The organism is Pseudomonas sp. CNPSo 3701, from assembly GCF_028674975.1.
Taxonomy (GTDB): Bacteria; Pseudomonadota; Gammaproteobacteria; order Pseudomonadales; family Pseudomonadaceae; genus Aquipseudomonas; species Aquipseudomonas straminea.
Genome location: NZ_JAQZSI010000003.1, coordinates 430,239 through 456,448 on the forward strand (window position 1 = coordinate 430,239; position 26,210 = coordinate 456,448).

A 26,210-nucleotide genomic window follows, 5' to 3' on the forward strand; every position below is an offset into this window, starting at 1 on the left:
CGCCGGATTAACCCGAATCGGCGGCGGCCTGCGTCTACTGGATCGAAGCGCTCTTTCGATCCAGGAGAAACATCATGGGCAGCCTTTGCCAATTCGTGTCGTACAGTCTCGCCGGCAGCATCGTACTGTCGCTGGTTGCTTGCAGTGCCGGGCAGAATCCTTCGCAAGACTCAGCAGCCAAGCCAGCACAGACCGTTGAAGCGCCTCGCATTGCGCCAGCCATTGCCCCGGCGCCGATGACGACCCGCATGGCCGCACCGGCAGCGCGCGAGTACGCGTACTTGCCGCAACCAGAAGCCAGCCGCGAACAGTATCAGCGTTTGGCTGCCAACCCCGTGCAGTCGGCTGCCGAGGCGCCGGTGTCGACCTTCAGCATCGATGTCGATACCGGCAGTTACGCCAACGTGCGCCGCTTCCTCAACGAAGGCCGCCTGCCACCTGCCGAGGCGGTGCGCTTGGAGGAACTGGTCAATTACTTCCCCTACGCTTATCCGTTGCCCACCGGCAGCACGCCGTTTGGTGTCGGCACCGAGCTGGCGGTCACGCCCTGGAATTCTCAGAGCCGCCTGCTGCGCATCGCCATAAAGGCCTCCGACATGCAGGTTACCCAACTGCCGGCCGCCAATCTGGTGTTTCTGGTCGATGTGTCCGGCTCGATGGATCGCCCCGACGGCCTGCCGCTGGTGCAGAGCACCCTGAAGCTGTTGGTGGACCAGTTGCGTACACAGGACCGTGTTTCGCTGGTGATCTACGCCGGCGATTCCAGTGTGGTGCTGGAGCCGACGGCAGGTTCGCAAAAAGCGCAGATCCGCGCGGCGATCGAGCAATTGCGCGCGGGTGGTTCGACGGCGGGGGAATCGGGTATCCAGCTGGCTTATCAGCAGGCGCAGCAGGGCTTTATCAAGGGCGGCATCAACCGCATCCTGCTGGCCACCGATGGCGACTTCAATGTCGGCATCAGCGATTTCGAAAGTCTCAAGGCGCTGGCGGCCGACAAGCGCAAGACCGGCATCTCGTTGACTACCCTGGGCTTCGGCGCGGGCAATTACAACGAGCAACTGATGGAGCAGCTGGCCGACGCCGGTGACGGCAACTATGCCTATATCGACAACCTGCGCGAGGCGCGCAAGGTGCTGGTCGAGCAGCTCAGTTCGACCCTGGCCACGGTGGCGCGGGATGTGAAGATTCAGGTCGAATTCAACCCGGCCCAGGTCAGCGAGTACCGCCTGCTCGGTTATGAGAACCGTGCCCTGAATCGTGAGGATTTCGCCAACGACAAGGTCGATGCTGGCGATATCGGCGCCGGACACAGTGTCACGGCGCTTTACGAAATCGTGCCGGTCGGCAACCCGGGCTGGCTGGAGCCGCTGCGCTATCGGCAGGCGTCGCCCTCGGTACCGGGAGCCGGCGAGCTGGCATGGCTGCGGATCCGCTACAAGGCACCGGAGAGCAATGACAGCCAACTGCTGGAGACAGCCATCGAAGCGCCCGCGTCCATTACGCCAATCGCCAAGGCCAGCGAGGATCTGCGTTTCGCTGCCGCTGTCGCCGCGTTCGCCCAGCAACTGAGCGGCGGTCGTTACACCGGTCGCTTCGATTGGGGGGCTACCGCGGCGCTGGCGCGGGGCAGTCGTGGCGAAGACCCGTTCGGCCTGCGCAGCGAGTTCGTGCAACTGGTGGAACTGGCGCAAAGCCTGCAAACTGGCGACTCCCGCACCCCCGGAGCCGAGTGAGTGTGACTGTCCATCCCTCCAATGCCGAGCCCGGCGACGCCGACCTGTTGCGTCGCTACCGGGCCGGCGACGCTGCAGCATTCACGCAACTCTACGAGCGCCATCGCCTGGGGCTGTTTCGCTTTCTGATGGGCTTGTGCTGCGATCAGGCGGTCGCCGAGGAAGTGTTCCAGGAAACCTGGATGAGCCTGATTCGCAGCGAATCGGTGCAGCGAGAAGCGGCGGTGCTGTTCAAGACCTGGTTGTATCAGATCGCCCGTAATCGCCTGATCGATCACTGGCGCAAGCAGGGCAAACGCCTGCAGCGCGAAGAGGTGTTCGACGAGCAACTGCACGACCAGGCCATCGACGAGCCGGATCCCGAGCGGCAACTCAGCCTCAGCCAGGACCGGGCGCGCATCCAGGCAGCGCTCGCCGACCTGCCGGCCGAACAGCGTGAAGTGTTCCTGTTGCGTGCCCATGGCGACCTGGAACTGCATGAGATTGCCGAGTTGACCCGCACACCGGCAGAAACGGTAAAAAGTCGCCTGCGTTATGCGTTGCAGAAAATGCGCCGCTTGCTCAGCGCGGCTGAAGAGGTAGCACCATGAACGATCACGACGAGGCCTTGCTACGCCATGTGAGTGAGCACAGTCGCGCAGAGCCGAGGCCGGCGTTGGATGCGCATATCCTGGCAGCTGCTGCCGATGCGGCCAAGCGACGCCAGCCGCAGGGCTTCTGGCAGCGGCTACGACACTCGCTGAGTGGCGCCTCCACGCGCGGGCGCTGGTCGGCGGCCTTCGGGTGTCTGGCGCTGCTGGGCGTGGGGCTTGGCCTGAGCTTGCGCACGTTGGAACAGGCACCGCCTCGCTACGATGCACCAGCCGCCGCGATGCAACGTCAGGCGCCCATGGCCCTGCAGGCACCGCCGAGCCCGGCACCGATGGCCGAGATGACAGAGGCGCCACGGTTGATGGCGCGCATGGCCGCCAAGGCAGCACCGCCAGCTGACGAGGTGTTGGCGAAACTGCGCGAAATTGCCGAGCTGCGCGCTGCTGGAGAGGGTGAGGAGGCCGAGCGGCGCAAGGCGCAGTTGCAGGCCGAACATCCCGGGCTGGATATCGAGGCCGAGCTCCAGCGTTTGCCCGAGCGCTGAGGGCGTTTGTACGACGGGCGGTGTTGCCATTCGGCAGACCGGCTGGCGTTATTGCACAGTCGTTTTAGAATGAAGGGCTACCGAGTGATCAATCAGGGGTGAGGAGTTCGATGCGTTATCTGTTGCTGCCGCTTTGTCTTGCCGTGCTGCTGAGTGCCTGTGGTTCCGATGAGCAGGGCAAGGATGTGCCGCGCAAGAACGCCGAGCCAGCAGTAGCCGCCGAGCCCGCCAAGGCTCCTGCGAAATCCGCCGAACAGAGCCCCGCGCCAGCACCACAGGCCGCACCAGCCCAGGCTGCCGAGCCGCAAACCGAGGCGGTACAGAAGCCGGCGCCTGCCGAGCCGAAAAAGACCGCTCAGCGCGCTAAGGCGCAGAGCAAGCCGGCGCAAAAAATGGCCCATGAAGCACCCAAGACCAAGTTGGACCTGAGCCTGCCACCCGAACTTGCTGCCGCACTGGACGCTGAAGACAAGGCCGCCAGTGATGGTGTGGCACCCATCCTTCCGGCGTTTTTCGAGGAGCGTAAGCCTTCGATCAACCCCTTTCAGGTCAGCGGCAAGCTGCTCACCGGCGAGCTGGGTTCCCAGACCTGGGACAGCGTGGAGGGCGCTCAGCTGCAATTCGAGTTCCGACGCTAACCGCGTGCCGGGTATCAGTCGATCCGCAATGGATAGCTCAGCAGCGTGAAGTGCAGCAGGTTGACCAGCCCGTGCAGGGCGATCGCCATGCTGAGCCTGCCACTGACCTGCATGGCCAAGCCATAACCCAAACCCGCAACCGCGGCCATGACTGCAAAGGTCGGGCTGAAGGGGATATGCACGGCGCCGAACAGCAGCGCCGTCACCAGCAGTCCCGGCCACATGCCCAGCCAGCCGATCAGGCGCGGTTGCAAGATGCCACGAAACAGCAGTTCCTCGGCCAGCACGGCTACGGCAAGGTTGACCGCCAGCCAGGCGCCGAGCATATCCGGACATTTCGGCTGCCAGGCGACCACGCCCGACAGCAGCGCCAGGCCCGGCACCGCCAGCAGAGTGAGGATAAAGATCGGTGCCAAGAGTGTTGGCCGTAGCGCCGGTTTCGACGGCAAGCCCAGCCACCAGGCAAGCAGCGTACAACCCACCAGCAGCTTGTCCCATGACAGTCTCAGCAGATAAGGCAGCGCATCGGCGCTTATGCGCTGCGGCTCGGCGAGTTGCCATGGTGCAAAGCCAGGTAGCAGGTGCGCCGCCAGTAGCACGCTGGCGAGTATCACCAGCAGGCTCCATAGCCACTGTGGCAGGCGCATTGGCGCCAGCACCAGGGCGATGAACAGGCAGGCGAGCAACAGGCCGCTGGGCTGGATATGGCCCATGAGAACACCCGCCAGAAGCGGGAAGCAGGGTAGTAACAGGCGGTGAATTAGCGGCATTGCGCCTCCTGGCTGGAGGCGCAGTTTACAGCGCGGCAGGGTCAGCTTGCGCGGTGTGATCAGCGATCTTGTGCGTCCTTGGCGTTCTGTTCGATTTCGCGTTCGTGAATGCGTTTGAGCTGCTCCTCACTGAGCGGCAACTTCTTGGCACTGTCTCGCAGCATCAGCAGGCCACCAACGATGGAGCCGATCGCCACAATCAGGATCAACCAGGCATACCAGGGCATGTGCGACTCCTTCTGTCGGATGATGGGCTTCGCCGTTTTCTTCTCTCGAAACCCTGTTCTGAAGACCTTTGGCCGGTCCGCTTGGTTCAGGTTAACGCGCCGCTCAGCGGCGAACCTGTTTGAGGGTTTCGGCGATCATGAATGCCAGTTCCAGGGATTGGTCGGCGTTCATCCGTGGATCGCAGTGGGTGTGATAACGATCCGACAGGCCGGCCTCGGTGATTGGCTTGGCACCGCCGATGCATTCGGTCACGTCCTGGCCGGTCATCTCGATATGGATGCCGCCGGCGTAGCTGCCCTCGGCGTGGTGCACGGCAAAGAACTGCCTGACCTCGGCGAGGATCTGCGCGAAATCCCGGGTCTTGTAGCCACTCGAGGCCTTGATGGTGTTGCCGTGCATCGGGTCGCTGCTCCACAGCACCTGGCGACCCTCGCGTTGCACGGTGCGGATCAGCCGTGGCAAGCCGGCCTCGACCTTGTCGGCGCCCATGCGCACGATCAGGTTGAGGCGACCCGGGTCGTTATCCGGGTTGAGGATGTCGATCAGGCGGATCAGGTCCTCGTCGGTCATGCTCGGGCCGACCTTGACGCCGATCGGGTTGCCCACGCCGCGCAGGAATTCCACATGGGCGCCGCCCACCTGGCGGGTGCGGTCGCCGATCCACAGCATGTGCGCCGAGCAGTCGTAGAAGTCGCCGGTCAGGCTGTCGCGGCGTACGAAGGCTTCTTCGTAGTTGAGCAGCAGGGCTTCGTGGGCGGTGAAGAAACTGGTCTCGCGCACCTGGGCCGCGCTGTCCATGCCGCAGGCACGCATGAAGGCCAAGGTTTCGTCGATGCGGTCGGCCAGTTGGTGATACTTCTGGGCCAGTGCCGAGTTGGCGATGAAATCCAGGTTCCACTGATGCACCTGATGCAGGTCGGCGAAGCCGCCCTGTGCGAAGGCGCGCAGCAGGTTCAGCGAAGCGGTGGACTGGTGGTAGGCCTGCAGCAGGCGCTGCGGGTCCGGCGCACGGCTGGCCGCGTCGAAGCCGATACCGTTGACGATATCGCCGCGGTAAGCAGGCAGGGTGACGCCGTCGAGGGTCTCGTCATTGGCCGAGCGCGGTTTGGCGAACTGGCCGGCCATGCGGCCAACCTTCACCACCGGGCAGCCGGCGGCGAAGGTCATGACGATGGCCATCTGCAGCAGCACCTTGAAAGTGTCGCGGATCTTCGCGGCGCTGAACTCGGCGAAGCTCTCGGCGCAGTCGCCGCCCTGCAGCAGGAATGCGCGGCCCTGGGTGACCTCGGCGAACTGCTTGCGCAGCTCGCGCGCCTCACCGGCGAACACCAGGGGCGGAAAGCTCGCCAGGGTCTGCTCGACCTGGGCTAGTTTCGCGGCGTCCGGGTACTGAGGTTGTTGCTGGATGGGGCGGCTTCTCCAGCTATCGGGGCTCCAGGGCTGACTCATGGCGGCATCTCTTGTTGGCTATTGGCCATGGTAACCGATCACAGCGCAACACCAAGCATGCCGCCCGGCTCGTGCCCAGGGCATTTAGCACGTGACCTCGGCGTGCTCCATGGCCGACAATCAGCGCCCAGCCCGGCGGCAGCCGGGTAACGCGATGGTGGAGAATCTGCGTATGCCTGGCTTGCCTCCGGTGGAGGATATGAAGGACGAAGTGGTGCTGGCCGAGGTGCGCGACGCCTTCGGGGTGATCCGTGTGGTCGAGGTCGGTGAATACCGGTTTCTCGAATTCGGCGAGGCGATCGAGCAGAGCTGCGTGTTCACCGCTGATCCGAGTTGGCTGGAGTACGACTACACCCGCGCCATGTTCGTCGGTGCGCTGTGCCACCGGGCGCCGGAAAGTGCGCTGTTTCTTGGCCTTGGCGCCGGCACGCTGACCCAGGCCTGTCTGCGCTTTTTGCCGCTGGACGATGTCGAGACCATCGAGCTGCGCTCTGACGTGCCGCGTTTGGCCATGCAGTACCTGGGGCTGGAAGACGACGAGCGCCTGACCGTGCGCATCGGCGATGCCATGCAGTTGCTGCCTACCGCGGAAACAGCGGATCTGATCTTCGTCGACCTCTACACCGACACCGGCCCCGGTGTCGGCCACCTGGCCTGGCGCTTTCTCGACGATTGTCGGGCCAAGCTCAACCCCGGCGGCTGGCTGATTATCAACCAGTGGGCCGGCGATGACGGCAAGCCGCTGGGCGCCGCACTGTTGCGCGGTCTCTATCACCGCCATTATTGGGAATGCCCGGTGGTGGAAGGCAATGTGGTGGTGTTGGTGCCAGCCGATCTGGATCAGCATTTCGACCGCGAGGCGGTGAGCCAGCGCGCTAAGGCCTTGCAGCCGCAGCTCGGTTATTCGCTGCAGCCGTTGATCGATGCCGTGCGCATGGCGAGCTGAGGGGCGCTTAAGCCGCTGCAGGAATTAACCGCCACCGACGCTGTCCTTTTAGAGCCTTGCAGGGCTCAGCGCATCACCTGAGCCTGCGAACCCTCAAGCCCACTGCGACGGAGCCCTGTCATGACCGATCAAGATCTACCTTCGGTGTATCGCGCCTATATCGACGGCCTAAATCGGCAGGACTGGGCCAGCCTGGGGCAGTTTGTTCACGATGACGTGGTGCACAACGGTCGGCGTCTGGGGCTGAGCGGCTATCGCGAGATGCTCGAGCGTGACTTCCAGGAAATTCCCGATCTGCAGTTCAACATCCGCCTGCTGACTTGCGAGGATTCGATGATTGCCAGCCGCCTGGATTTCCACTGTACCCCGAAAGGCCGCTTTCTCGATGTGCCGGTCCATGGCCGCAAGGTGGCCTTCAGTGAGAACGTGTTCTATGCCTTTCGGGACGACAGGATCGCCGAGGTCTGGTCGGTGGTCGACAAGGTGGCGATCGAAGCACAGCTGGCTAGCAGAGCCTGACTGATCGATCAGGGGCGGGCGGCTGCGGCATAGCGTCGCAATGGGGCCGCCGCCGGCTTTTGTCCTATTTATTGTGTGAAAAAGCGCACACGTCTATATGAATTCCGGTATAGTACGCGCCGGCCAATTCATGGCCCCGTTCAAGTAGTGCAACTCGCCCGGAAGCTTTCCGGCAGCCAGTCCGCCAAGCGGGCTATCTTGACGATTCATTACCACCACAGTCTTCGCAAATTCTCGCCTACATTGCTGCCAGGGTGACCCACAAGGTCCTACATGGCATGTGCAGCTTTGGAACATGGGTCTTTGCGGATGCACGAGAGGCAGACCCATGACCCAGGAAACCGGCGGCTTCGCCGCACTCGGCCTTCACGCCAATATTCTCTCCGCCCTGACCGCAGTCGGCTACGAAGAGCCTTCTCCCATTCAGTCGCAAGCCATCCCGGTAATTCTTTCCGGTCAGGACATGATCGGCCAGGCACAGACGGGTACCGGCAAGACCGCCGCCTTCGCGCTGCCAATCCTGTCGAAGATCGACCCGGCCAAGCGTGAGCCTCAGGCGCTGATTCTCGCCCCGACTCGCGAGCTGGCCCTGCAGGTTGCCACCGCCTTCGAAACCTACTCCAAGCAGATGCCTGGCCTGAACGTGGTCGCTGTCTACGGCGGCGCGCCGATGGGCCCGCAGCTCAAGGCCATTCGCCAGGGCGCACAGGTCATCGTCGCTACGCCGGGCCGTCTGGTCGATCACCTGCGTCGCGACGAGAAAGTGCTGTCGACCATCCAGTATCTGGTACTCGACGAAGCCGACGAAATGCTCAAGCTGGGCTTCATGGACGACCTCGAAGTGATCTTCGAAGCCATGCCGGAAAGCCGCCAGAGCGTATTGTTCTCCGCGACCCTGCCGCACTCGATCCGCGCCATCGCCGAGAAGCACCTGCGCGAGCCGCAACACATCAAGATCGCTGCCAAGACCCAGACCGTCTCGCGCATCGAACAGGCGCACCTGATGATCCACGCCGATCAGAAGACCAACGCCGTGCTGCGTCTCTTGGAAGTCGAGGAATTCGACGCGCTGATCGCTTTCGTGCGCACCAAGCAGGCCACCCTGGACCTGGCCGCCGCCCTGGAAGCCAAGGGCTTCAAGGCCGCTGCACTGAACGGCGACATCGCCCAGAACCAGCGTGAGCGCGTCATCGAGTCGCTCAAGGATGGCCGCCTGGACATCGTCGTGGCTACCGACGTCGCCGCCCGTGGTATCGATGTGCCTCGCATCACCCACGTATTCAACGTCGACATGCCGTACGACCCCGAGTCCTACGTGCACCGTATCGGCCGTACAGGCCGTGCCGGTCGCGATGGCCGTGCGCTGCTGCTGGTCACCCCGCGTGAGCGCCGCATGCTGCAGGTTATCGAGCGTGTAACCGGCCAGAAGGTTGGCGAGGTCAAGCTGCCCAATGCCCAGCAGGTGCTGGATGCGCGCATCAAGAAGCTCACCAACAGCCTGGAGCCGCTGGTGGCCGATGCCGAAGCCAGTCATGGCGATCTGCTCGACCGTCTGACCGCCGACATCGGTTGCAGCCCGCGTGCCCTGGCCGCTGCGCTGCTGAAAAAGGCCACCAATGGCCAGGCTCTGGATCTGGCCAGCGTCGAGCGCGAGCAGCCGCTGGTGCCGGGCGTCGGTGGTGCACCCCGCGAGCGTCGTGAGCGCGATGGCGAGCGCAGCGGTGAGCCGCGTGAACGTCGTGCACCGATGCCGCTGGCCGAAGGTCGTGCGCGCTGCCGCACCGCCCTGGGTGCCCGTGATGGCATCGCTGCCAAGAACCTGCTCGGTGCTATTCTCAACGAAGGCGGCCTGGCTCGTGAAGCCATCGGCCGTATCCAGATCCGCGAGAGCTTCAGCCTGGTGGAGCTGCCTGAGGAGGGCTTGGAACGCCTGCTCGGCAAGCTCAAGGACACCCGCGTTGCCGGCAAGCCGCTGAAGCTGCGTCGCTACCGCGAAGACTGATCCGCAATGCAGCACTGAATCGGGGGAGCCAAGGGCTCCCCCGAGTCGTTTCTGGAACCTGAACCGTCGCGTGTCAGCTCTAGGACGATCCGGCCGGCGGCTCTACAATCGGCCGTCCTCGTTTTCGTGATGCCTCGAATGCCTATCTGTCTCGTTCACCGCCTGCCGTATCAGGCCGATCCTGCCGTGTATTTTCAGGTGGTGCGCCAGGCGCCTGGGGCGGTGTTGCTGGATGCCGGCAAGCCGGTGGCAAGCCGCGGGCGTTTTGATCTGCTCAGTGCTTGGCCGCAGGCCGAGCTGACACCTGCGCAGGATGAGTCGGGCGCTACATTCTTCGCACGCCTGCGCGAGCAGCTTGCAGCTCTGGGGGCAGCCGAATTACCGGCCGACATAGAGCTGCCGTTCGCCGGCGGCCTGCTGGGTTATCTGGCCTACGACTTCGGTCGCCGTATCGAAGCGCTGCCTGAGCAGGCGCTGGACGATCTGGGGCTGAGCGACGCGGTCTTCGGCCTATACGCCTGGGCGTTGATCACTGATCACCAGAAACAGAGCAGCCAGCTGGTGTTTCATCCCTCCTTGCCGGAAGGTGAGCGGGCACGCCTGTTGGCGCTGTTCGAGCATCCGGCGCAAGACGACGAAGGGCCGCAGCCATTCGTCCTGCTGGCTCCATTTAGAGCGAACATCGAACAAGCGTGCTACGCCGAAGCCATTGGCAGAATCCAGGCCTATATCGGCTCCGGCGACTGTTACCAGGTCAACTACGCGCAGCGCTTTCAGGCGCCTTATGAGGGCGATCCCTGGCGGGCCTATGTGGCGCTGCGCAGCGCTTGTCCGACGCCGTTTTCCGGTTATCTGACTCTGCCCGGTGGCGGCACCTTACTGAGTCTGTCCCCCGAGCGCTTTATGCGCCTCAGTGGCGGTCAGGTGGAGACGCGTCCGATCAAGGGCACCCAGCCTCGTGGGCGTGACGAGCAGGAAGATGCACGCAACGCTCAGGTGCTGCTCACCAGCATCAAGGACCGCGCCGAGAACCTGATGATCGTCGATCTGCTGCGCAACGACCTGGGGCGCAGTTGCCGCATCGGCTCGGTGCGTGTGCCCGAGCTGTTTTCCCTGGAAAGTTATCCGAACGTGCACCACCTGGTCAGCGCGGTGACCGGTGAGCTGGCCGCCGACAGGGATGCGCTGGACCTGCTGCTGGGCGCTTTTCCCGGTGGCTCGATCACCGGCGCGCCGAAGATCCGCGCCATGCAGATCATCGACGAGCTGGAGCCGACGCGCCGTGGCCCCTACTGCGGGTCGCTCTTGTACCTGGACGTACGCGGGGAGATGGACAGCTCCATCGCCATCCGCAGCCTGCTGGCCAAAGACGGTGTGATCAGTTGCTGGGGCGGTGGCGGTATCGTCGCCGACTCGGCCTGGCAGGCCGAGTATCAGGAATCCATCACCAAGGTGCAGGTGCTGCTCAGCACCTTGGAAAGCTTTTTTCAGTCGAAGCGGTAGATGTCCATGCCCAGGGCGCCCAGGGTGAACCCCTGGTGCTCGATGGTGAAGGTATCGCCGGCGCCGCGGGCGAAGAACAATGGTAGAAGGTGTTCTTCGCTTGGGTGGTTGCGCTGTGCGTGTGGGGCCTGGCGGCGGTAATCGATTAACGCGGTGAGGTCGTCCTCCTGCAGCCGCTCGACCATCCAGTCGCGAAACTCCAGTGCCCAGGGCGCGGCTTCATCGCCGGTGGAGCGCCAGTCGAGCTCGCCCAGGTTGTGGGTGATGCTGCCGGAGCCGATCAGTAGTACGTTCTGCTTGCGCAGTGCGGCCAGTGCTTCGCCTACCCGTACTTGCAGGCCCGGGCCCTGGCGGCTGGGCAGTGAGACCTGCACCACCGGGATATCGGCGTTGGGGTAGAGCAGCGACAGCGGCACCCAGCTGCCATGGTCGAACGGGCGGCGGTCATCGGTGGCGGCGGCGAGGCCGGCGGCGTGCAGGCGCTGTACAATGTCTTCGGCCAATTGCGGGCTGCCGGGCGCCGGGTATTGCACCTGGTAGAGTTCGGCCGGAAAACCACCGAAGTCGTGCCAGGTTTGCGGCTGCGGGTTGCTCATCACTCGCAGCGTCTCGCTTTCCCAATGTGCCGAGACCACCACGATCGCGTCTGGCCGCTGCAGATTGGCGGCGATACGCGCCAGGGCAGGGCCGCTGGCGCCGGGTTGCAGGGCGAGCATGGGCGAACCGTGGGAAATGAACAGGCTAGGTTGCATGGTGTTCTCCTGATATTGCAGGCATGATCCATCAGCTAAGTTGGCCTAACAACAGGTAAAGCCTGCTCGGTGTTATCTGTTTTCTTGATGGCTTTGGAGCAAAACATGCAGGAATCATTCTGGCTGCAACGCTGGCACGCCAATCAGATCGGCTTTCATGCCCGCCAAGTCAACGGCCAGTTGCAACGACACTGGGCGACGGTGGCCGGTGCGAGCGACGCGACCGTGCTGGTGCCCTTGTGTGGCAAAAGTCTGGATGTTGCCTGGCTGGCGGCGCAGGGGCATCGCGTGGTGGGCGTGGAACTGGCCGAAGTGGCGGTCGCGGCATTCTTCGCCGAGCAGGGCCTCGAGCCGGTGATCACCCAGGAAGGCGCCTTCAAGGTGTATCGTCACGGCCGAGTAGAACTATTCTGCGGCGACTTCTTTGCCTTCGAAGCCCGCCATATGCCGGGTTGCGCGTTGTTCTACGATCGCGCGGCGCTGATTGCGCTGCCTGCCGAGATGCGTGAGCGCTACGTGCGTCACCTGCGGCAGATCCTGCTGCCGGAAAGCCACGGCCTGCTGGTGACTCTGGATTACGACCAGGCGCTGATGGAAGGGCCACCGTTCTCGGTGACTGACGCCGAGGTGCGCAACTGGAACGGCGCTATCTGGGAAAGCGAATTGCTGGAAAGCCAGGATGCCCTGGAGGATCGTTTCAGGGCTCGAGGCCTCACGCGTATGGATGAGCGGGCCTACCACCTGCGCCTGCTCTAGGGCGAATCATGAGTATGAAAAAGGCGACCCTCAGGTCGCCTTTTCTTTGCGTTTCGATCAGCCCAGACGACGCAGGGCTTCGATACGCTCCTCCAGCGGCGGGTGAGTCATCAGCAGGCCCGCCAGGCCGTTCTTAAGGCCGCCGTTGATGCCGAAGGCGGTCAGGCTGTCGGGCATCTGCACCGGTACGCCCTGTTCGGCACGCAGGCGCTGCAGGGCGGCGATCATCGCACCCTTGCCGGCCAATCGTGCGCCGGCTTCGTCGGCCTTGTACTCGCGTTTGCGCGAGAACCACATGACGATGATGCTGGCCAGGATACCCAGCACCAACTCGGCGAAGATGGTCGCCACGAAGTAGCCAATGCCGTGGCCGTCTTCGTTCTTCAGGATCGCCTTGTCGACGAAGTTGCCGAAGATACGTGCGAAGAACATCACGAAGGTGTTCACCACGCCCTGGATCAGCGCAAGCGTCACCATGTCGCCATTGGCCACGTGGCCGATTTCGTGTGCCAATACGGCTTTCACCTCATCAGGCGAGAAGCGCTCGAGCAGGCCTTGGCTGACGGCAACCAGCGCGTCGTTCTTGTTCCAGCCGGTGGCGAAGGCGTTGGATTCATAAGCCGGGAAGATACCCACTTCCGGCATCTTGATGCCGGCATCGCGCGACAGCTCTTCGACGGTCTGCAGCAGCCACTGTTCGTGGCGGGTGCGCGGCTGGGTGATGATTTCGGTCCCGGTGCTCATCTTCGCCATCCACTTGGACAGGAAGAGCGAGACCAGCGAGCCGGCAAAACCAAAGACGGCGCAGAAGATCAGCAGGCTGCCGTGGTTCTGGCCGGTGAAGCGATCAACCCCCAGCAGTTTGAGGGTGATGCTGGCGATAACCAGTACCGCCAAGTTGGTAGCCAGGAACAACATAATGCGCATCATGGTGTGAAACGACTCCTCAAGGGAAAGACAGGCTCGATACGGCGGCTATATAAGGGCGCGCCCTGTAGCGATTCAACCGAGTCACTATTTCAAACTGTGTCGCCTGGCTCAGCGGCTGCAAGCAGCCTCGCGCGGGCGGCAAAGCTTAGATGGGCTTTTTCGCGTTTATTTCAATCGAGGCCAAGAAAAACCGCTGCTTTCGCTGCGCCGAGTGCAGTCAGTAAGGGGCAGCAGGGCGCTGTTCGAACAACTGGCGGGTCAGGCGTGCAATCCGTTCACCATGTTGCTGGGCGAGCGCTTCGCGTAATTGGAAGGCCAGGGTCGCCTGCACTCGATCCACCGCCGGCGGCAAGGCTTCCCCCTCGCTGATCGCCCGGGGAATGCCGCGCGACAGACGCAGAAAGCCTTTTTCGGTCAGCACCGCCTGATCCAGCGCGTCATAACCGATGGTGGATTCGTAGCGCAGGTAGCCTTCTTCGGCCAGCCACAGCAGCGCGCCCAGGCAGGCCTGGTGGCGTTTGCTCGGCAAACCAAATTCATCCGGTTCTTCGCGACCGATCAGGTCTTCCACGTACAGCGATGCCTTGCGCGGAAAGGCCTGGTAGAGCATCAGCAAGCCGCTGGCGGCGTCCTTGTAGAAGTCGTCTATCTGCAGGTCCATGGGCTCGTGCTCTGGCGGCGAAGGAGGCGGATGCCTGGTCTGGCATCCGCACAGACTGGAGTTACTGGCGGTAGGTCTTGAGGAAGTTGCCGATGCGGCCAATGGCCTGTTCCAGATCGTCGACGCGGGGCAGGGTGACCACGCGGAAGTGGTCCGGCCACGGCCAGTTGAAGGCGGTGCCCTGGACGATCAGCAGCTTTTCGGAGAGCAGCAGGTCGAGGACGAACTTCTCGTCGTTGTGGATCGGGCAGACCTTTGGGTCGATCTTCGGGAAGGCATAAAGCGCGCCCATGGGTTTGACGCAGCTGACGCCGGGAATGTCGTTGAGCAGCTCCCAGGTGCGGTTGCGCTGTTCCAGCAGGCGACCGTTGGGCAGTACCAGATCATTGATGCTCTGGTAGCCGCCCAGGGCTGTCTGAATCGCATGCTGGCTGGGCACGTTGGCGCACAGGCGCATGTTGGCCAGGATATCGAGACCCTCGATGTAGCTTTTCGCGTTGTGCTTGGGGCCGGAAATGATCACCCAGCCGGAGCGAAAACCGGCCACCCGGTAGGATTTGGAAAGGCCGTTGAAGGTCAGGCACAGCACGTCCGGCGCCAGGGAGGCGGTGGAGATGTGCTGGGCTTCGTCATAAAGAATCTTGTCGTAGATCTCGTCGGAGAAGATCACCAGGTTGTGCTGGCGGGCCAGTTCGACGATATCCAGCAGCACTTCGCGCGAATACACGGCGCCGGTGGGGTTGTTCGGGTTGATCAGCACCAGCGCCTTGGTGTTCGGGGTGATCTTGGCGCGCATGTCGGCGATATCCGGGAACCAGCCGGCCTGCTCGTCGCACAGGTAATGCACCGGCTTGCCGCCGGAGAGCGCCACGGCGGCGGTCCAAAGCGGGTAGTCGGGCGCCGGGATCAGCACTTCGTCACCGTTGTTGAGCAGCGCCTGCATGGCCATGACGATCAGCTCGGACACGCCGTTGCCCAGGTAGATGTCCTCGATGCCAACGCCTTCGATCTGCTTCTGCTGGCAGTACTGCATCACCGCCTTGCGCGCGCTGAACAGGCCCTTGGAGTCGCTGTAGCCTTGCGCCGTGGGCAGGTTGCGAATCACGTCCTGGAGGATTTCTTCGGGGGCCTCAAAGCCGAACGGCGCGGGGTTGCCGATGTTCAGCTTGAGGATGCGCTGGCCTTCCTCTTCCAGACGCTTGGCGTGCTTGAGCACCGGGCCGCGAATGTCGTAGCAGACGTTGGCGAGCTTGTTGGATTTGCTGACCTGCATGGTGAAGAATCCCGAATCGAAGAAAGGCGGCCTCTAATGGGCCGAGGCGGCTGCGCGCCGTGGCGGGTTGAGGTGTCGAATCATACGTGTCAGCCTGAGTCGGGCAAAGATACAGATAGGGCTTTTTTATCCTGAGGAGGACGGCCTGTGAGCAAGCTCGAAAAACCACTGGAAACCTGGCGCGATGAGCTGACCGACGCGCAGTTCAACGTCTGTCGCCTGGGCGGCACCGAACGGCCGTTCACCGGTGAGTACCACGACAGCAAGGTGCCGGGCATCTACCAGTGCGTGTGCTGCGGCACGCCGCTGTTCGACTCGGATGCCAAGTTCGATTCCGGCTGTGGCTGGCCAAGTTATTTCCAGCCGCTCAACGACCAGGTGATCACCGAGCTGGACGACTTCAGCCACGGCATGCACCGCATCGAAGTGCGCTGCAGCAATTGCGACGCTCACCTGGGTCATGTGTTTCCCGATGGCCCGCGGCCGACCGGGCAGCGCTACTGCATCAACTCGGTGTCGCTCAAGCACGTGCCGCGCGAAACGTAGGCGCCAGGGCTCGTCATCAGGCCCGCTGATGGCGGGCCTGATTTTTAATTAATTAAGTTGTATGCAATTTAATTGCTTACTATTCTTTACGCTCTATCCATCAAAAGAGCGTCATCTAATGAGCCAGGATCTGCTGACAATTCCCTGCACTACTATCGCCGGCGAGCAGAAGTGCCTGGCCGATTTCGGCGCCAAGGCCATTTTGGTGGTCAACACCGCCAGCCAGTGTGGCTACACGCCTCAGTATCAAGGGCTTGAAACGCTGTGGAAGCAGCATCGTGACAAAGGGCTGGTGGTACTGGGATTTCCCTGCAACCAGTTCGGTAAGCAGGAGCCGGGTGACGAGCAAGCCATCGCCAGTTTCTGTGAGCTGAATTTCGGTGTGAGCTTTCCGCTGTTTCGCAAGGTTGAGGTCAATGGCCCGGGCGCCCATCCGCTGTTCGTGGAGCTCAAGCGCCGCGCGCCGGGTTTGCTCGGCACCCAGGGCATCAAGTGGAATTTCACCAAGTTCCTGATCAGCGGCGATGGCCGTCAGGTCACGCGCTTCGCCACGGCCACCAAGCCGCATGCGCTGCAGGCGGCCATCGAAGCGCTCATCGATGGATGAGTTGAAACTCGACCGGCAGCTGTGCTTCAAGCTGTACGCCGCGTCCCGACAGGTGGTGCGAGCCTACAAGCCGATGCTCGAAGCGCTGCAGCTGACCTACCCGCAGTACCTGGTGATGCTGGTGCTCTGGGAGTGGGATGAGCAGGCGCCGCCACAGCCGACGGTCAAGGCCCTTGGTGAGCGCCTGCTGCTCGACTCGGGTACCCTGACGCCGCTGCTCAAGCGTCTGCAGGCGGCCGGGCTGATCGACCGCCGGCGCAGCAATGCGGACGAGCGCGAGATGCATCTATGCCTCAGCGAGCAGGGCCGTGAGCTTCGCAACCGCGTGCCGGCTCTCAAGCGTCAGCTGCTCTGCGAGCAGGGCGTCGACAGCGAGCAGCTGGCGCCCTTGCGCGCGCAATTGGATGTGCTGTTGCAGCGCATCGCCGGGCAAATTTCTGATTAGCCGATGGGCTGCCGCTCAGGCGGGCAGCCACTGGTCGAGCAGGGCGAGCAGCTCTTCACGGCGAAACGGCTTGGCCAGGTAGTCGTTCATGCCCGCGGCCAGGCAGCGCTCGCGCTCGTCCGACAGCGCGTTGGCGGTCAGGGCGATGACTGGCAGGTGCCGCCAAGCCGGGTTTTCGCGGATGCGGCGGCTGGCTTCGTAGCCGTCCATGATCGGCATGTTGCAGTCCATCAGCACCAGTTCGAAGGTGTTTTCCTGCAGCCGCTCCAGCGCCTGCTGGCCATTATTGGCCAGCACCACTTCGAGTCCCTGTTTGGCCAGCATGCCCTTGGCGACCAGCTGGTTGACCGGGTTGTCCTCGACCAGCAGCACCCGGGCCGGCTTGCGGTCGCTCACAGTCGGAGCAGGAGCGCTGGTCGATTCTTCCGGCGAATTTTTCAGCGCATGGCTGAGTGCCTGCAGCAGATGCTGGCGTGTCAGGGGTCTTGCGACCTGTTCCAGTGGAGCCAGTGCGGCAGCCTGTTCGGCATCCAGAAAGCTACCGTATGCAGTGACCAGGATAATCGGCACCGCGGTTTGCCCGCGCAGCTTTTTCATGCAGCTGGGGCAGTCGCTGATGATTACGTCAGCCTCGATATCTTCGACGTCCCGGGCGCTGTCCAGGCGGCGGTAACTCAGGCCCCAATTGCCGATCAGCACCGGCAGCAGCTCGGCAAGCCCGGTATCGGCGCCGCAAATCGCCAGTACGCTCCCACCCAGCTTTGGCGCCGCGGACGGTACCTCCAGGCCCTGCAATGGCAGGATAGCGCTGAAACGGCTGCCGCTGCCAGGTGTGGATTGCAGCTCCAGTTTGCCCTGCATCGCCTCGCACAGGCGGCGAGTCAGCGCCAGGCCGAGCCCGGTACCACCGAACTGCCGGGTGATGTTGGCGCCGGCCTGAGTGAACGGCTGGAAGATACGCGCCTGGGCATCTTCGGCGATGCCGATACCGGTGTCGCACACCTCGATACGGATACGTTCGCCCTCGGCGCCGATGCGAATGTCGACGCGTCCTTCGCGGGTGAATTTCAGGGCGTTGGACAGCAGGTTGCTGACGATCTGCCGGACCCGGGTCGGGTCGCCGAGCACCTGTGCGGGCAGCCGGGGATCAATCAGGCAGGTCAGCTCCACGCCGGCCTGGGCATTTTGCGAGAGCAGGCTGGCAGTGCCTTCCACCAGCGCGCCGAGGTCGAAGGCGATACGCTCCAGTTCCAGCTGGCCGGCCTCGAATTTGGACAAATCGAGAATGTCGTTGAGCAGGTCGACCAGCACCTTGCCCGAGTCGTGGGCGATGGACAGCTGCTGGCGTTGTTCGCTGCTCAGCGGGCCTTCGAGTGACAGGGCGAGCATGCCAAGTAAGCCGTTCAGTGGCGTACGGATCTCGTGACTCATGTTGGCCAGGAAAATCGAGCGCGCCTGGGCCATGGCCAAGGCGTCACGGCGGGCCTGCTCCAGCTCTTCATTGGAGCGGCTGAGGCGGCTGTTGGCGGCCTTCAACTCGACTGTGCGGGCCGAGACGATGGCTTCCAGTTCGCCCAGATAGTCGGTAAGCCGGTCTTCGGCACTGCGCCGCTGCTCGATCTCGGTGGCGATGCTGGCAAATTGTCGATTGGCGACTTTCACCAGTACGCCAAGTTCATCGCGCTCGTGACCGGGGGGGCAGGGCAGTGCCGTGCGATCCGGAGTACGCAGGTCGCGCTCGGCCAGTGCCTGGATAACCTGGTTAAATGGCTTGGTCAGCATGAAGTAGAACAGCACCAGGAGGATCGCCGAAAGCAGCAGGCTGCGGGTGAAACCATTGATCATCGTCAGCATCGAGCGTTTGAGAAAATTGCTGCCGAACGCGTAGGTATCGATGTCCAGCTGCAGCATGCCGAGCGGCTCATCCGGTGCGTGACCGACCGAAAGTGTGGTCTGGAAGTGACGTGTGGCGCCGAACAGGAAGTCGCTGAACAGTCGGTAGCGGCTCTGCATGGATGGCTGCGTGGCGCTGGCCAATTCTTCGCCATTGCTGTCGACGATGCGTGCGGTGATTACCGCGGGGGAGCGGCGCAGGCCGACGACCAGCTCCTGGGCGAGTTCGGCATCGATGTTGTAGGCGATTCGGGCGGCGGGATCGTGGCTGATCTCCATCAGTGCACGAATCTCGCGGTTGATGGCAGCGTCTTCACTGGCATAATCGACGCCGATCTGCACCAGACTGAGCAGTGCGCCGAGAATGAAGGTGACCAGAACGGTGAGGCCTGCCTGCTTGAATGACAGTCGCTGTCTGAGTGGTATTTCCATATTGGGGCGCTGTCTCGTTCCGTTCGCTGCCCAAGCATAGTCGATCTGGCCTGTTTTTCGGCACGCCTGACTCACAGACTGAATATCCGAGGAGCTGCTACGTGGATTCGCGCATTACCGATTTTCTACAGCGCGCCGAGAGCGTGCTGACGCGCCTGGAGCCGCTATTGCCGGCCGAGCGTGAACCGCTGGACTGGCGTCATACCCTTGCCGCGCGCTGGCAGCGTGAGGGGCGCTCGGGCTATCTGCAGGCGCTCAGGGTCAGTCTGGACATGAATCTGTCCGACCTGATTGGCGTCGATGCCCAGCGCGAGCAACTGGCGCGTAACACCCGCCAGTTCGTGCAGGGCATGCCGGCCAACCACGCGCTGCTTTGGGGCGCGCGTGGCACAGGCAAATCGTCGCTGGTTCGCGCGCTGTTGGCCGAGCATGCCAGCGCCGGGCTGCGTTTGATCGAGATCGAGCGTGACCACTTGGCCGATTTGCCGCGGGTGGTCGAGCAACTGATGACGCTGCCACAGCGTTTCATCCTGTTCTGCGACGATTTGTCATTCGAGGCAGGCGAGGGTGATTACCGGGTACTCAAGAGCGTGCTCGATGGCTCGCTAGAGCGCTCGCCAGAGAACGTGCTGCTGTACGCCACGTCCAACCGTCGGCACCTGGTGCCGGAACGCGAGAGCGACAATGCCAACACCAAGATGGTCGACGGCGAGCTGCACCCGAACGAGGCCGTCGAGGACAAGATCGCATTGTCGGACCGCTTCGGCCTGTGGCTTTCCTTCTATCCGTTCACCCAGGAGCATTACCTGGATGTGGTGCGTCACTGGGTGGAGGTCCAGGCAGAGCAGGCCGGCCTGCAATGGCGGTGGAGCGAGGAGCTGGAAAAGCTCGCCGTGCGCTGGGCCACCGGACGCGGCAACCGCAATGGAAGGTGCGCCTATCAGTTTGCCCGCCACTGGGTCGGGCTGCAGTTACTGGAGACTTCGCAATGATCGATTTGAGTCAGACCGGTTCGGGGCTGGATGGTTACGCCTTGATGACTGCCCAGCTGGAAGCACTTTTGTCCGGTGAGCGGGACTTCATCGCCAATGCTGCGCAGTTCAGCGCCTTCATTTATCACGAGCTGGAAGGCCTGAACTGGGCCGGCTTCTACTTGGCGAAGGACGATGAGCTGGTGCTCGGCCCGTTCCAGGGCAAGGTGGCCTGCGTGCGGATCGCCTTCGGACGCGGCGTGTGCGGCGCTGCGGCGGCATCGCGGCAAACCCAGCGCATCGAGGATGTGCATGCCTTCCCCGGGCATATCGCCTGCGACAGCGCATCCAACAGCGAGCTGGTGGTGCCTTTGGTCAAGGATGGCCGGCTAATCGGCGTATTGGATCTGGACAGCCCAAGAGTGGGGCGTTTCAGCGAGGTGGATCAGCGCGGTATCGAAGGGCTGGCCGCTGTGCTGCTGCGCGCCAGTGATTGCTGAAAGAGAAGTGAGGGCTGAGAGGCGCAGGCCTCTCAGTCGTACAGCGCCTTTTTCTTCCAGCCGTCGTCTTCCATCGACTTGAGTCCCTCGGTCAGCTCGCTGTCGGCGTCGCCGGTTGGCGCTTGGGCGCTGACCAGCATCGCATTGACCCGCTCCAGCTGCTTCTGGAACTGCGCCAGGGTCGCCTGATAACGCGCAGTGTCTGGCTGCTTCTGCAGGAACTGCACACCACGCTCCAGAGCCAGGCGGGCATGCCCGTTCTGTTGCTGCTGCAACGCCTGCTTGGCTTGGTTACCGTAAAGGTCAATGTATAGCTGCACCAGCATGTGGCGAATATCCTTTGCCCACTTTTTCGCTTCGTCCACCGGCAGCTGGCCGTTCTGGGCTAATTTGCCAACTTGGCCATGCAGTGCCTCCAGCTGGGCGCGGACCTGGGTAGCCTTGGCATCGTCGGTGATGGCGTAAGGCGCATTGCGAACGGGGATGTCTTGGCCCATGGCGATCAGCTTGCGCAGCTCTTCGGCCATGGTCGCGTAGACCGTGTCCTGCTTGTCGACTTCCAGAATGCGTTCGGCGAACTGCAGCTGCAGGCGGCACAGCAGCAATTTGAGTTCAGGGCTCATGAACTGGCCGACGAACTGCTCGTTGAGGTCGGCGATGCGCCGGTAACGCTCAGCCAGGTCAGCCTTGAGTCGGGCCTTCTTGCGTTTGTTGTTCTCAGCCAATTGATTCAGGTAGGCCAGCAGCACCAACAGCGTGATACCGCCGATTATCGCCATGGTGATAACGAGCGAGGACATCGTCTTAACCTCTTTAAGCTGTCGGGGCAGGGCGCAGCGATCCGCGAGGCGGTGGCTGCCTGTCGATGTCAGTCATCTTACTCGCGTTCTGCCATCATTGCGCGGTTTGCGCGAAGCCTGCGCGTTTCGCTTGTCGCATTAAAGCAGGCATGCTCGGCAAGCACTCTGCCGATGGTCCTGGAATCAGATTGAAGTCGTTGATTTTAAAAATTTTTATATGAGCTGTTGACGAGTGTTGAAAGGCTCCATAGAATGCGCGCCACTTCCACGGTAATGCTGAAAAGCACAGCGGGGAAGCCGGAGATTCCGGGCAATGTCCCCTTCGTCTAGTGGCCTAGGACACCGCCCTTTCACGGCGGTAACAGGGGTTCGAGTCCCCTAGGGGACGCCACTTCCAGAAGAAGTGGAGTAGCAAAGATTGCGGGAATAGCTCAGTTGGTAGAGCACGACCTTGCCAAGGTCGGGGTCGCGAGTTCGAGTCTCGTTTCCCGCTCCAGATTTTCAGGTTCGGCGTGGCAGCCGAATTGCGTTAAGAAGTTCCAGGTCCCCTTCGTCTAGTGGCCTAGGACACCGCCCTTTCACGGCGGTAACAGGGGTTCGAGTCCCCTAGGGGACGCCAATTTGTTGTAAATGCGGGAATAGCTCAGTTGGTAGAGCACGACCTTGCCAAGGTCGGGGTCGCGAGTTCGAGTCTCGTTTCCCGCTCCAAATAAACGAAAACGCCGCTCAATCGAGCGGCGTTTTCGTATCTGCGTTTCGGCGCTAAGAAAAAGCCCGCCAGCATCACTACTGCTGGCGGGCTTTTTCGTCAGTGGCGGCTTGTCGGTGCCGGCATGGCCAGCAGCTGCTTTTCCTGGTTCCAGTCGAACGGCTCGTCGTTCTCTTCGGCGTAGAAACGACGTTCGTCGAGCTGCTGGTATAGCTCGATCTCTTCGTCCGGCATGAAGTGAAGGCAATCGCCGCCGAAGAACCACAGCAGGTCACGCGGTACCAGGTGGGCGATCTGCGGGTAGCGCTGGAAGATCTGGCTGATCAGGTCCTGGCCCAGGTACTGGCTGCGTTCGAAGTCCACCGGCAGTTCGGCGAGCAGTTCATCGTAGCGCTCGAGGAAATTGGCATGGCTGGCATCGAGGATCTGCTCGGCTTCACCCAGGGCCACCAGGATGGTGCGCAGGTGATTGAGCAGGGCGATGTGGTGGTCGAGGTGGGGGCTGGCCATGTCCGGGATCCTGAAAGTAAAACGGGCGCCGGAGTATAAAGTCCACGGCGCCCGCTGTCGTCTCTGCAGTTCGACTACCTGACCTTGCCCTCGCTGGGCAGCAGCTCTTCCTTGCCGAAGTCATCGACATCGATCACCACGCGGCGTGCCTGCTCGGCACGCTGCAGCTGCTGGCCTTCCTCGGCGCTGAGCACGCCCGCGGCGACTGCGGTTTCGATCTCGTTCTGCCCGGGTGTTTCGCGCACCTGGCCGGCCTTGACGGCCTTGTAGAGCTTTTTCTGCAGGGGCGCGGCTTCTTGCAGCAGGTTGAGGGCGTGTTGCAGGGCGCCGACCGGATCGTCGGTCGAGGTGGGGCGGAAGCAGCCTTCAAGCAGCTCTTCGAGCGCCGGGTCGCCGGCATTGCGGCCGATGATCGCGGCGACCTGGGCGTCGAGGTGATCGTCCGGGCCCTGGTGACGGCGGCCGAAGGGGAACACCAGCACGCGCAGGGCGCTGCCGAGCAGGCGGTTGGGGAAGTTGCTGAGCAGTTCGTCGATGGCGGTTTCAGCCTTGCCCAGGCTTTCTTTCAGCGCCCAGTGCAGCAGCGGGCGAACGTGCTCCGGGTAATCCTGGTCGTGGTAGCGCTTGAGCGCCGCCGATGCCAGGTACAAGTGGCTGAGCACGTCACCCAGGCGTGCCGACAGGCGCTCGCGACGCTTCAGCTCGCCGCCCAGCAGCATCATGCTGAGGTCGGCGAGCATGGCGAACGCGGCGCTCAGGCGATTGAGGGCGCGGAAGTAGGGGCGGCTGATACGGTCGCCCGGCACCTTGCCGAGAAGGCCCATGCTCAGGCTCAGTATCAGCGTGCTGGCGGCGTTGCTGACGGCGAAGCCGATGTGCTGCATCAGCAAATCGTCGAACTCCAGCAGCGCCTGGTCGCGGTCTTCACGGCCGGCCAGGGCCATTTCCTTGAGTACGTAGGGATGGCAGCGAATCGCGCCCTGGCCGAAGATCATCAGGTTGCGCGAGAGGATGTTGGCGCCCTCGACGGTGATGAAGATCGGCGCACCCTGCCAGGAACGACCCAGGTAGTTGCTCGGGCCCATGATGATGCCCTTGCCGCCGTGCACGTCCATGGCGTGGGTGATGCATTCGCGGCCGCGCTCGGTGAGGTGGTACTTGAGGATCGCCGACAGCACCGACGGCTTCTCGCCCAGGTCCACCGCGTTGGCGGTGAGGATGCGTGCGCTGTCCATCAGCCAGGCGTTGCCGCCGATACGCGCCAGGGCTTCCTGAATGCCTTCGAAGGCCGACAGCGGCACGTTGAACTGTTCACGTACCTGGCTGTACTGGCCGGTGACCAGGCTGGTGAACTTGGCGGCGCCGGTGCCCACCGCCGGCAGGGAAATCGAACGGCCTACCGACAGGCAGTTCATCAGCATCATCCAGCCCTTGCCCAGGTACTCGGGGCCGCCGATCAGATAGTCCAGCGGGATGAACACATCCTTGCCGGAGTTGGGGCCGTTCATGAAGGCGGCGCCCAGCGGTATGTGGCGACGGCCGATGTTCACGCCGGGGGTGTCGGTGGGAATCAGCGCCAGGCTGATGCCCAGTTCGTCCTTGTCACCGAGCAGGTGATCCGGGTCATAGGCCTTGAAGGCCACGCCAAGCAGGGTGGCCACCGGGCCCAGGGTGATGTAGCGCTTTTCCCAGTTCAGGCGCAGGCCGACGACTTCCTCACCGTTCCACTGGCCTTTGCAGATCACCCCGCTGTCGGGCATGGCGCCGGCATCGGAGCCGGCCAGTGGACCGGTCAGGGCGAAGCAGGGGATATCGTCGCCGCGGGCCAGGCGCGGCAAATAATGGTTGCGCTGCTCTTCGGTGCCGTAGTGCAACAGCAGTTCGGCCGGGCCGAGGGAGTTGGGCACCATCACGGTGGAGGCCAGGTCGCCGCTGCGGGTGGCCAGCTTCATCGCGACCTGCGAGTGGGCGTAGGCGGAAAAGCCCTTGCCACCGTATTCCTTGGGAATGATCAGGGCGAAGAAGCCGTGCTGCTTGATGTGCTCCCAGGCCTCGGGCGGCAGGTCCATGCGTTGGCCGATTTCCCACTCGCTGACCATGGCGCACAGCTCTTCGGTGGGACCATCAATAAAGGCCTGCTCCTCGGCGGTCAGCGTGGCTTTCGGGTAGGCCAGCAGCTTGTCCCAGTCCGGGCGGCCGCTGAACAGCTCGCCGTCCCACCAGACGGTGCCGGCCTCGATGGCGTCCTTTTCGGTATTGGACATCGGCGGCAGCACCTTCTGGAACCACCCGAACAGCGGCGCGGTGAAGTGCTTGCGGCGCAGCTCCGGCAACGCCAGTGGCAGGGCGACGGCCAGCCACAGCAGCCAGAAGATCACCATCAGCCAGCCGGGAGCATGGCTGTAGGCGCCCATGACGAACAGGTAGGCGGCAACGATGGCCAGGGCGGGCAGGGGAGCCGTGCGGCGGTGGGCCAGATAGGCCGTACCGAGAACCAGGACGAGCAACCAGACAGCGAGCATGCAGAATCCTCCGTGATGGCGACAGCAGAACGGCAAGCGCCGCCATAATCGTAGTCGGCTTGGGTGGAAGTTGCCGACAGGGGGTGTAACAGGGCGCTTGCTGAGCAGATGCGGCCGGTCACGTTCCGATAGTGACCCCGCGCCAGGCAGGCGAGTTCGGATAACAAATTGTCTGCGCGGATGACCTGTTGGTCAGGTGCCCAATGGTGCTGACTGTCTGCGGTATGAACCCGGTCGATAGCCAACATTATTGCGGCCGGCTTCCTTCCTGGCGGCACAATGGTAGGGTTGTCAGCCTCCTGGCAGGCAGGACTCTGATAAGGACGATGGGTGATGCTGAAAATTTGGGGTCGCAAGAATTCCAGTAATGTACGCAAGGCGCTGTGGTGCGCTGAAGAGGCAGGTGTCGCTTACCAGCGCGTCGAGGCCGGTGGCGCCTTCGGGGTGGTCGACCAACCCGAGTACCTGGCACGCAATCCCAACGGCCGCGTGCCGATGATCGAGGACGGCGATCTGGTGTTGTGGGAATCCAACGCCATCGTGCGTTACTTGGCTGCGGCCTATGCGCTGGGCAGCCTTTACCCTGAAGAGCCTGCCAACCGCGCGTGCGGCGACAAATGGATGGACTGGACTACCTCCAGCTTTGCCGGCGAATTTCGCGATCTGTTCTGGGGCGTTTTGCGTACTCCGGTCGAGCAGCGCAAGGAAGTGGTGATCGAAGCGGCTCGGCAACGCTGTATCGACTTGTTGGCGCTGCCCGAAAAAGCGTTGGGCAAGCAGCCCTACCTGTCCGGCGAGCGCTTCGCCATGGGCGACATCCCGCTGGGCAGCTTCATCTATGCTTGGTTCGAAATGCCCATCGAGCGGCCAGCGCAGCCCAACCTGCAGGCCTGGTACGCCCGCTTGTGTGAGCGGCCGGCCTATCGGCGCGCGGTGATGACCGAACTGACCTGAGGGCACCTCTAAAAACCACCTGCGTT

At 62.9% G+C, this 26,210-nt stretch carries 26 protein-coding genes and 4 tRNA genes; 19 read left to right on the forward strand and 11 right to left on the reverse strand.

What is annotated here, in order from left to right:
• Window positions 1-74 precede the first annotated feature (74 nt).
• The 4 genes from PVA39_RS11210 to PVA39_RS11225 all read left to right on the forward strand — a co-directional run bounded on the left by PVA39_RS11210 (window position 75) and on the right by PVA39_RS11225 (window position 3,506).
• Window positions 75-1,733, forward strand: a complete 1,659-nt coding sequence (locus PVA39_RS11210) for a vWA domain-containing protein (protein ID WP_274124117.1) — start codon at window positions 75-77, stop codon at window positions 1,731-1,733.
• Window positions 1,734-1,735: 2 nt separating this feature from the next.
• Window positions 1,736-2,323 carry an RNA polymerase sigma factor gene (locus PVA39_RS11215; protein ID WP_274124118.1) on the forward strand — a complete coding sequence of 196 codons (588 nt, stop codon included), beginning with the start codon at window positions 1,736-1,738 and terminating at the stop codon, window positions 2,321-2,323.
• Entirely contained in the window at window positions 2,320-2,868 is a 549-nt protein-coding gene (locus PVA39_RS11220; protein WP_147176536.1) for a hypothetical protein, read from the forward strand. Before PVA39_RS11215 ends, PVA39_RS11220 begins: the two co-directional genes overlap by 4 nt.
• A gap of 110 nt (window positions 2,869-2,978) precedes the next feature.
• A complete protein-coding gene (locus PVA39_RS11225; RefSeq protein ID WP_274124119.1) occupies window positions 2,979-3,506 on the forward strand; it encodes a hypothetical protein in 528 nt (175 codons plus the stop codon).
• A 14-nt stretch (window positions 3,507-3,520) separates the two neighbouring features.
• Here PVA39_RS11225 and PVA39_RS11230 read toward each other — a convergent pair whose 3' ends face one another.
• The 3 genes from PVA39_RS11230 to PVA39_RS11240 all read right to left on the reverse strand — a co-directional run bounded on the left by PVA39_RS11230 (window position 3,521) and on the right by PVA39_RS11240 (window position 5,953).
• Window positions 3,521-4,276 (reverse strand): CPBP family intramembrane glutamic endopeptidase, encoded by a 756-nt coding sequence (locus tag PVA39_RS11230; protein ID WP_274124120.1) that lies wholly within the window; start codon window positions 4,274-4,276, stop codon window positions 3,521-3,523.
• A 59-nt stretch (window positions 4,277-4,335) separates the two neighbouring features.
• Entirely contained in the window at window positions 4,336-4,503 is a 168-nt protein-coding gene (locus PVA39_RS11235; protein ID WP_093501385.1) for a DUF2897 family protein, read from the reverse strand.
• 103 nt (window positions 4,504-4,606) lie between these two features.
• Window positions 4,607-5,953 (reverse strand): class II 3-deoxy-7-phosphoheptulonate synthase, encoded by a 1,347-nt coding sequence (locus tag PVA39_RS11240; RefSeq protein ID WP_274124121.1) that lies wholly within the window; start codon window positions 5,951-5,953, stop codon window positions 4,607-4,609.
• A 172-nt stretch (window positions 5,954-6,125) separates the two neighbouring features.
• On the opposite strand from PVA39_RS11240, the gene PVA39_RS11245 reads away from it, so the two are divergent.
• From PVA39_RS11245 to pabB, 4 genes are all read left to right on the forward strand, one after another.
• Window positions 6,126-6,899 carry a spermidine synthase gene (locus PVA39_RS11245; RefSeq protein WP_443200955.1) on the forward strand — a complete coding sequence of 258 codons (774 nt, stop codon included), beginning with the start codon at window positions 6,126-6,128 and terminating at the stop codon, window positions 6,897-6,899.
• Between the two features lie 120 nt (window positions 6,900-7,019).
• A complete protein-coding gene (locus tag PVA39_RS11250) occupies window positions 7,020-7,418 on the forward strand; it encodes an ester cyclase (protein ID WP_274124122.1) in 399 nt (132 codons plus the stop codon).
• A 295-nt stretch (window positions 7,419-7,713) separates the two neighbouring features.
• Window positions 7,714-9,420, forward strand: coding sequence for a DEAD/DEAH box helicase (locus tag PVA39_RS11255; RefSeq protein WP_274124123.1), 1,707 nt, complete (start codon window positions 7,714-7,716; stop codon window positions 9,418-9,420).
• 138 nt (window positions 9,421-9,558) lie between these two features.
• Entirely contained in the window at window positions 9,559-10,923 is a 1,365-nt protein-coding gene (gene pabB / locus PVA39_RS11260; protein WP_274124124.1) for an aminodeoxychorismate synthase component I, read from the forward strand.
• Here pabB and PVA39_RS11265 read toward each other — a convergent pair.
• A complete protein-coding gene (locus PVA39_RS11265; protein ID WP_274124125.1) occupies window positions 10,908-11,675 on the reverse strand; it encodes a DODA-type extradiol aromatic ring-opening family dioxygenase in 768 nt (255 codons plus the stop codon). The genes pabB and PVA39_RS11265 overlap by 16 nt on opposite strands.
• A 105-nt stretch (window positions 11,676-11,780) precedes the next feature.
• Here PVA39_RS11265 and PVA39_RS11270 point away from each other — a divergent pair, with 105 nt between their 5' ends.
• Complete coding sequence (locus PVA39_RS11270) at window positions 11,781-12,431, forward strand: thiopurine S-methyltransferase (protein ID WP_274124126.1); 651 nt, start codon at window positions 11,781-11,783, stop codon at window positions 12,429-12,431.
• 57 nt (window positions 12,432-12,488) lie between these two features.
• On the opposite strand, the gene htpX is transcribed toward PVA39_RS11270, so the two are convergent.
• The 3 genes from htpX to PVA39_RS11285 form a co-directional block, all read right to left on the reverse strand.
• Window positions 12,489-13,361 (reverse strand): protease HtpX, encoded by an 873-nt coding sequence (gene htpX, locus PVA39_RS11275; protein WP_013791788.1) that lies wholly within the window; start codon window positions 13,359-13,361, stop codon window positions 12,489-12,491.
• 217 nt (window positions 13,362-13,578) lie between these two features.
• The gene (locus tag PVA39_RS11280) at window positions 13,579-14,022 is read right to left on the reverse strand and encodes a hypothetical protein (protein WP_274124127.1); all 444 of its coding nucleotides are present in this window, start codon (window positions 14,020-14,022) and stop codon (window positions 13,579-13,581) included.
• A 61-nt stretch (window positions 14,023-14,083) separates the two neighbouring features.
• Window positions 14,084-15,295: a pyridoxal phosphate-dependent aminotransferase gene (locus PVA39_RS11285; RefSeq protein WP_093501367.1), complete on the reverse strand. Its 1,212-nt coding sequence runs from the start codon at window positions 15,293-15,295 to the stop codon at window positions 14,084-14,086.
• 147 nt (window positions 15,296-15,442) lie between these two features.
• Between PVA39_RS11285 and msrB the strand changes: the two genes are divergently transcribed.
• The 3 genes from msrB (at window position 15,443) to PVA39_RS11300 (ending at window position 16,893) form a co-directional block, all read left to right on the forward strand.
• The gene (gene msrB / locus PVA39_RS11290; RefSeq protein WP_093501365.1) at window positions 15,443-15,841 is read left to right on the forward strand and encodes a peptide-methionine (R)-S-oxide reductase MsrB; all 399 of its coding nucleotides are present in this window, start codon (window positions 15,443-15,445) and stop codon (window positions 15,839-15,841) included.
• Between the two features lie 118 nt (window positions 15,842-15,959).
• On the forward strand, window positions 15,960-16,448 hold the full coding sequence (locus PVA39_RS11295) for a glutathione peroxidase (protein WP_274124128.1): 489 nt from the start codon (window positions 15,960-15,962) through the stop codon (window positions 16,446-16,448).
• Complete coding sequence (locus PVA39_RS11300) at window positions 16,441-16,893, forward strand: MarR family winged helix-turn-helix transcriptional regulator (protein WP_093501361.1); 453 nt, start codon at window positions 16,441-16,443, stop codon at window positions 16,891-16,893. Before PVA39_RS11295 ends, PVA39_RS11300 begins: the two co-directional genes overlap by 8 nt.
• Before the next feature lie 15 nt (window positions 16,894-16,908).
• Here the strand turns inward: PVA39_RS11300 and PVA39_RS11305 are convergent, their stop codons facing one another.
• Entirely contained in the window at window positions 16,909-19,218 is a 2,310-nt protein-coding gene (locus PVA39_RS11305; protein ID WP_274124129.1) for a hybrid sensor histidine kinase/response regulator, read from the reverse strand.
• A gap of 101 nt (window positions 19,219-19,319) precedes the next feature.
• Here PVA39_RS11305 and PVA39_RS11310 point away from each other — a divergent pair, with 101 nt between their 5' ends.
• Together PVA39_RS11310 and PVA39_RS11315 are read left to right on the forward strand one after the other, a co-directional pair.
• Window positions 19,320-20,210, forward strand: coding sequence for an ATP-binding protein (locus PVA39_RS11310; RefSeq protein WP_274124130.1), 891 nt, complete (start codon window positions 19,320-19,322; stop codon window positions 20,208-20,210).
• On the forward strand, window positions 20,207-20,689 hold the full coding sequence (locus tag PVA39_RS11315; RefSeq protein ID WP_274124131.1) for a GAF domain-containing protein: 483 nt from the start codon (window positions 20,207-20,209) through the stop codon (window positions 20,687-20,689). Before PVA39_RS11310 ends, PVA39_RS11315 begins: the two co-directional genes overlap by 4 nt.
• Before the next feature lie 32 nt (window positions 20,690-20,721).
• On the opposite strand, the gene PVA39_RS11320 is transcribed toward PVA39_RS11315, so the two are convergent.
• Complete coding sequence (locus PVA39_RS11320; RefSeq protein ID WP_147176549.1) at window positions 20,722-21,489, reverse strand: hypothetical protein; 768 nt, start codon at window positions 21,487-21,489, stop codon at window positions 20,722-20,724.
• 315 nt (window positions 21,490-21,804) lie between these two features.
• Here PVA39_RS11320 and PVA39_RS11325 point away from each other — a divergent pair.
• The 4 genes from PVA39_RS11325 (at window position 21,805) to PVA39_RS11340 (ending at window position 22,197) form a co-directional block, all read left to right on the forward strand.
• Window positions 21,805-21,880: transfer RNA gene (locus tag PVA39_RS11325), tRNA-Glu, on the forward strand.
• Between the two features lie 29 nt (window positions 21,881-21,909).
• Window positions 21,910-21,985, forward strand: a tRNA-Gly gene (locus tag PVA39_RS11330).
• A 47-nt stretch (window positions 21,986-22,032) separates the two neighbouring features.
• Window positions 22,033-22,108: transfer RNA gene (locus PVA39_RS11335), tRNA-Glu, on the forward strand.
• A gap of 13 nt (window positions 22,109-22,121) precedes the next feature.
• Window positions 22,122-22,197: transfer RNA gene (locus tag PVA39_RS11340), tRNA-Gly, on the forward strand.
• A gap of 100 nt (window positions 22,198-22,297) precedes the next feature.
• On the opposite strand, the gene PVA39_RS11345 is transcribed toward PVA39_RS11340, so the two are convergent.
• On the reverse strand, window positions 22,298-22,708 hold the full coding sequence (locus PVA39_RS11345; RefSeq protein WP_274124132.1) for a PA2817 family protein: 411 nt from the start codon (window positions 22,706-22,708) through the stop codon (window positions 22,298-22,300).
• Window positions 22,709-22,782: 74 nt separating this feature from the next.
• Window positions 22,783-25,230 carry an acyl-CoA dehydrogenase gene (locus PVA39_RS11350; protein ID WP_274124133.1) on the reverse strand — a complete coding sequence of 816 codons (2,448 nt, stop codon included), beginning with the start codon at window positions 25,228-25,230 and terminating at the stop codon, window positions 22,783-22,785.
• Window positions 25,231-25,563: 333 nt separating this feature from the next.
• On the opposite strand from PVA39_RS11350, the gene PVA39_RS11355 reads away from it, so the two are divergent.
• Window positions 25,564-26,184 (forward strand): glutathione S-transferase family protein, encoded by a 621-nt coding sequence (locus tag PVA39_RS11355; protein WP_274124134.1) that lies wholly within the window; start codon window positions 25,564-25,566, stop codon window positions 26,182-26,184.
• Window positions 26,185-26,210 lie beyond the last annotated feature (26 nt).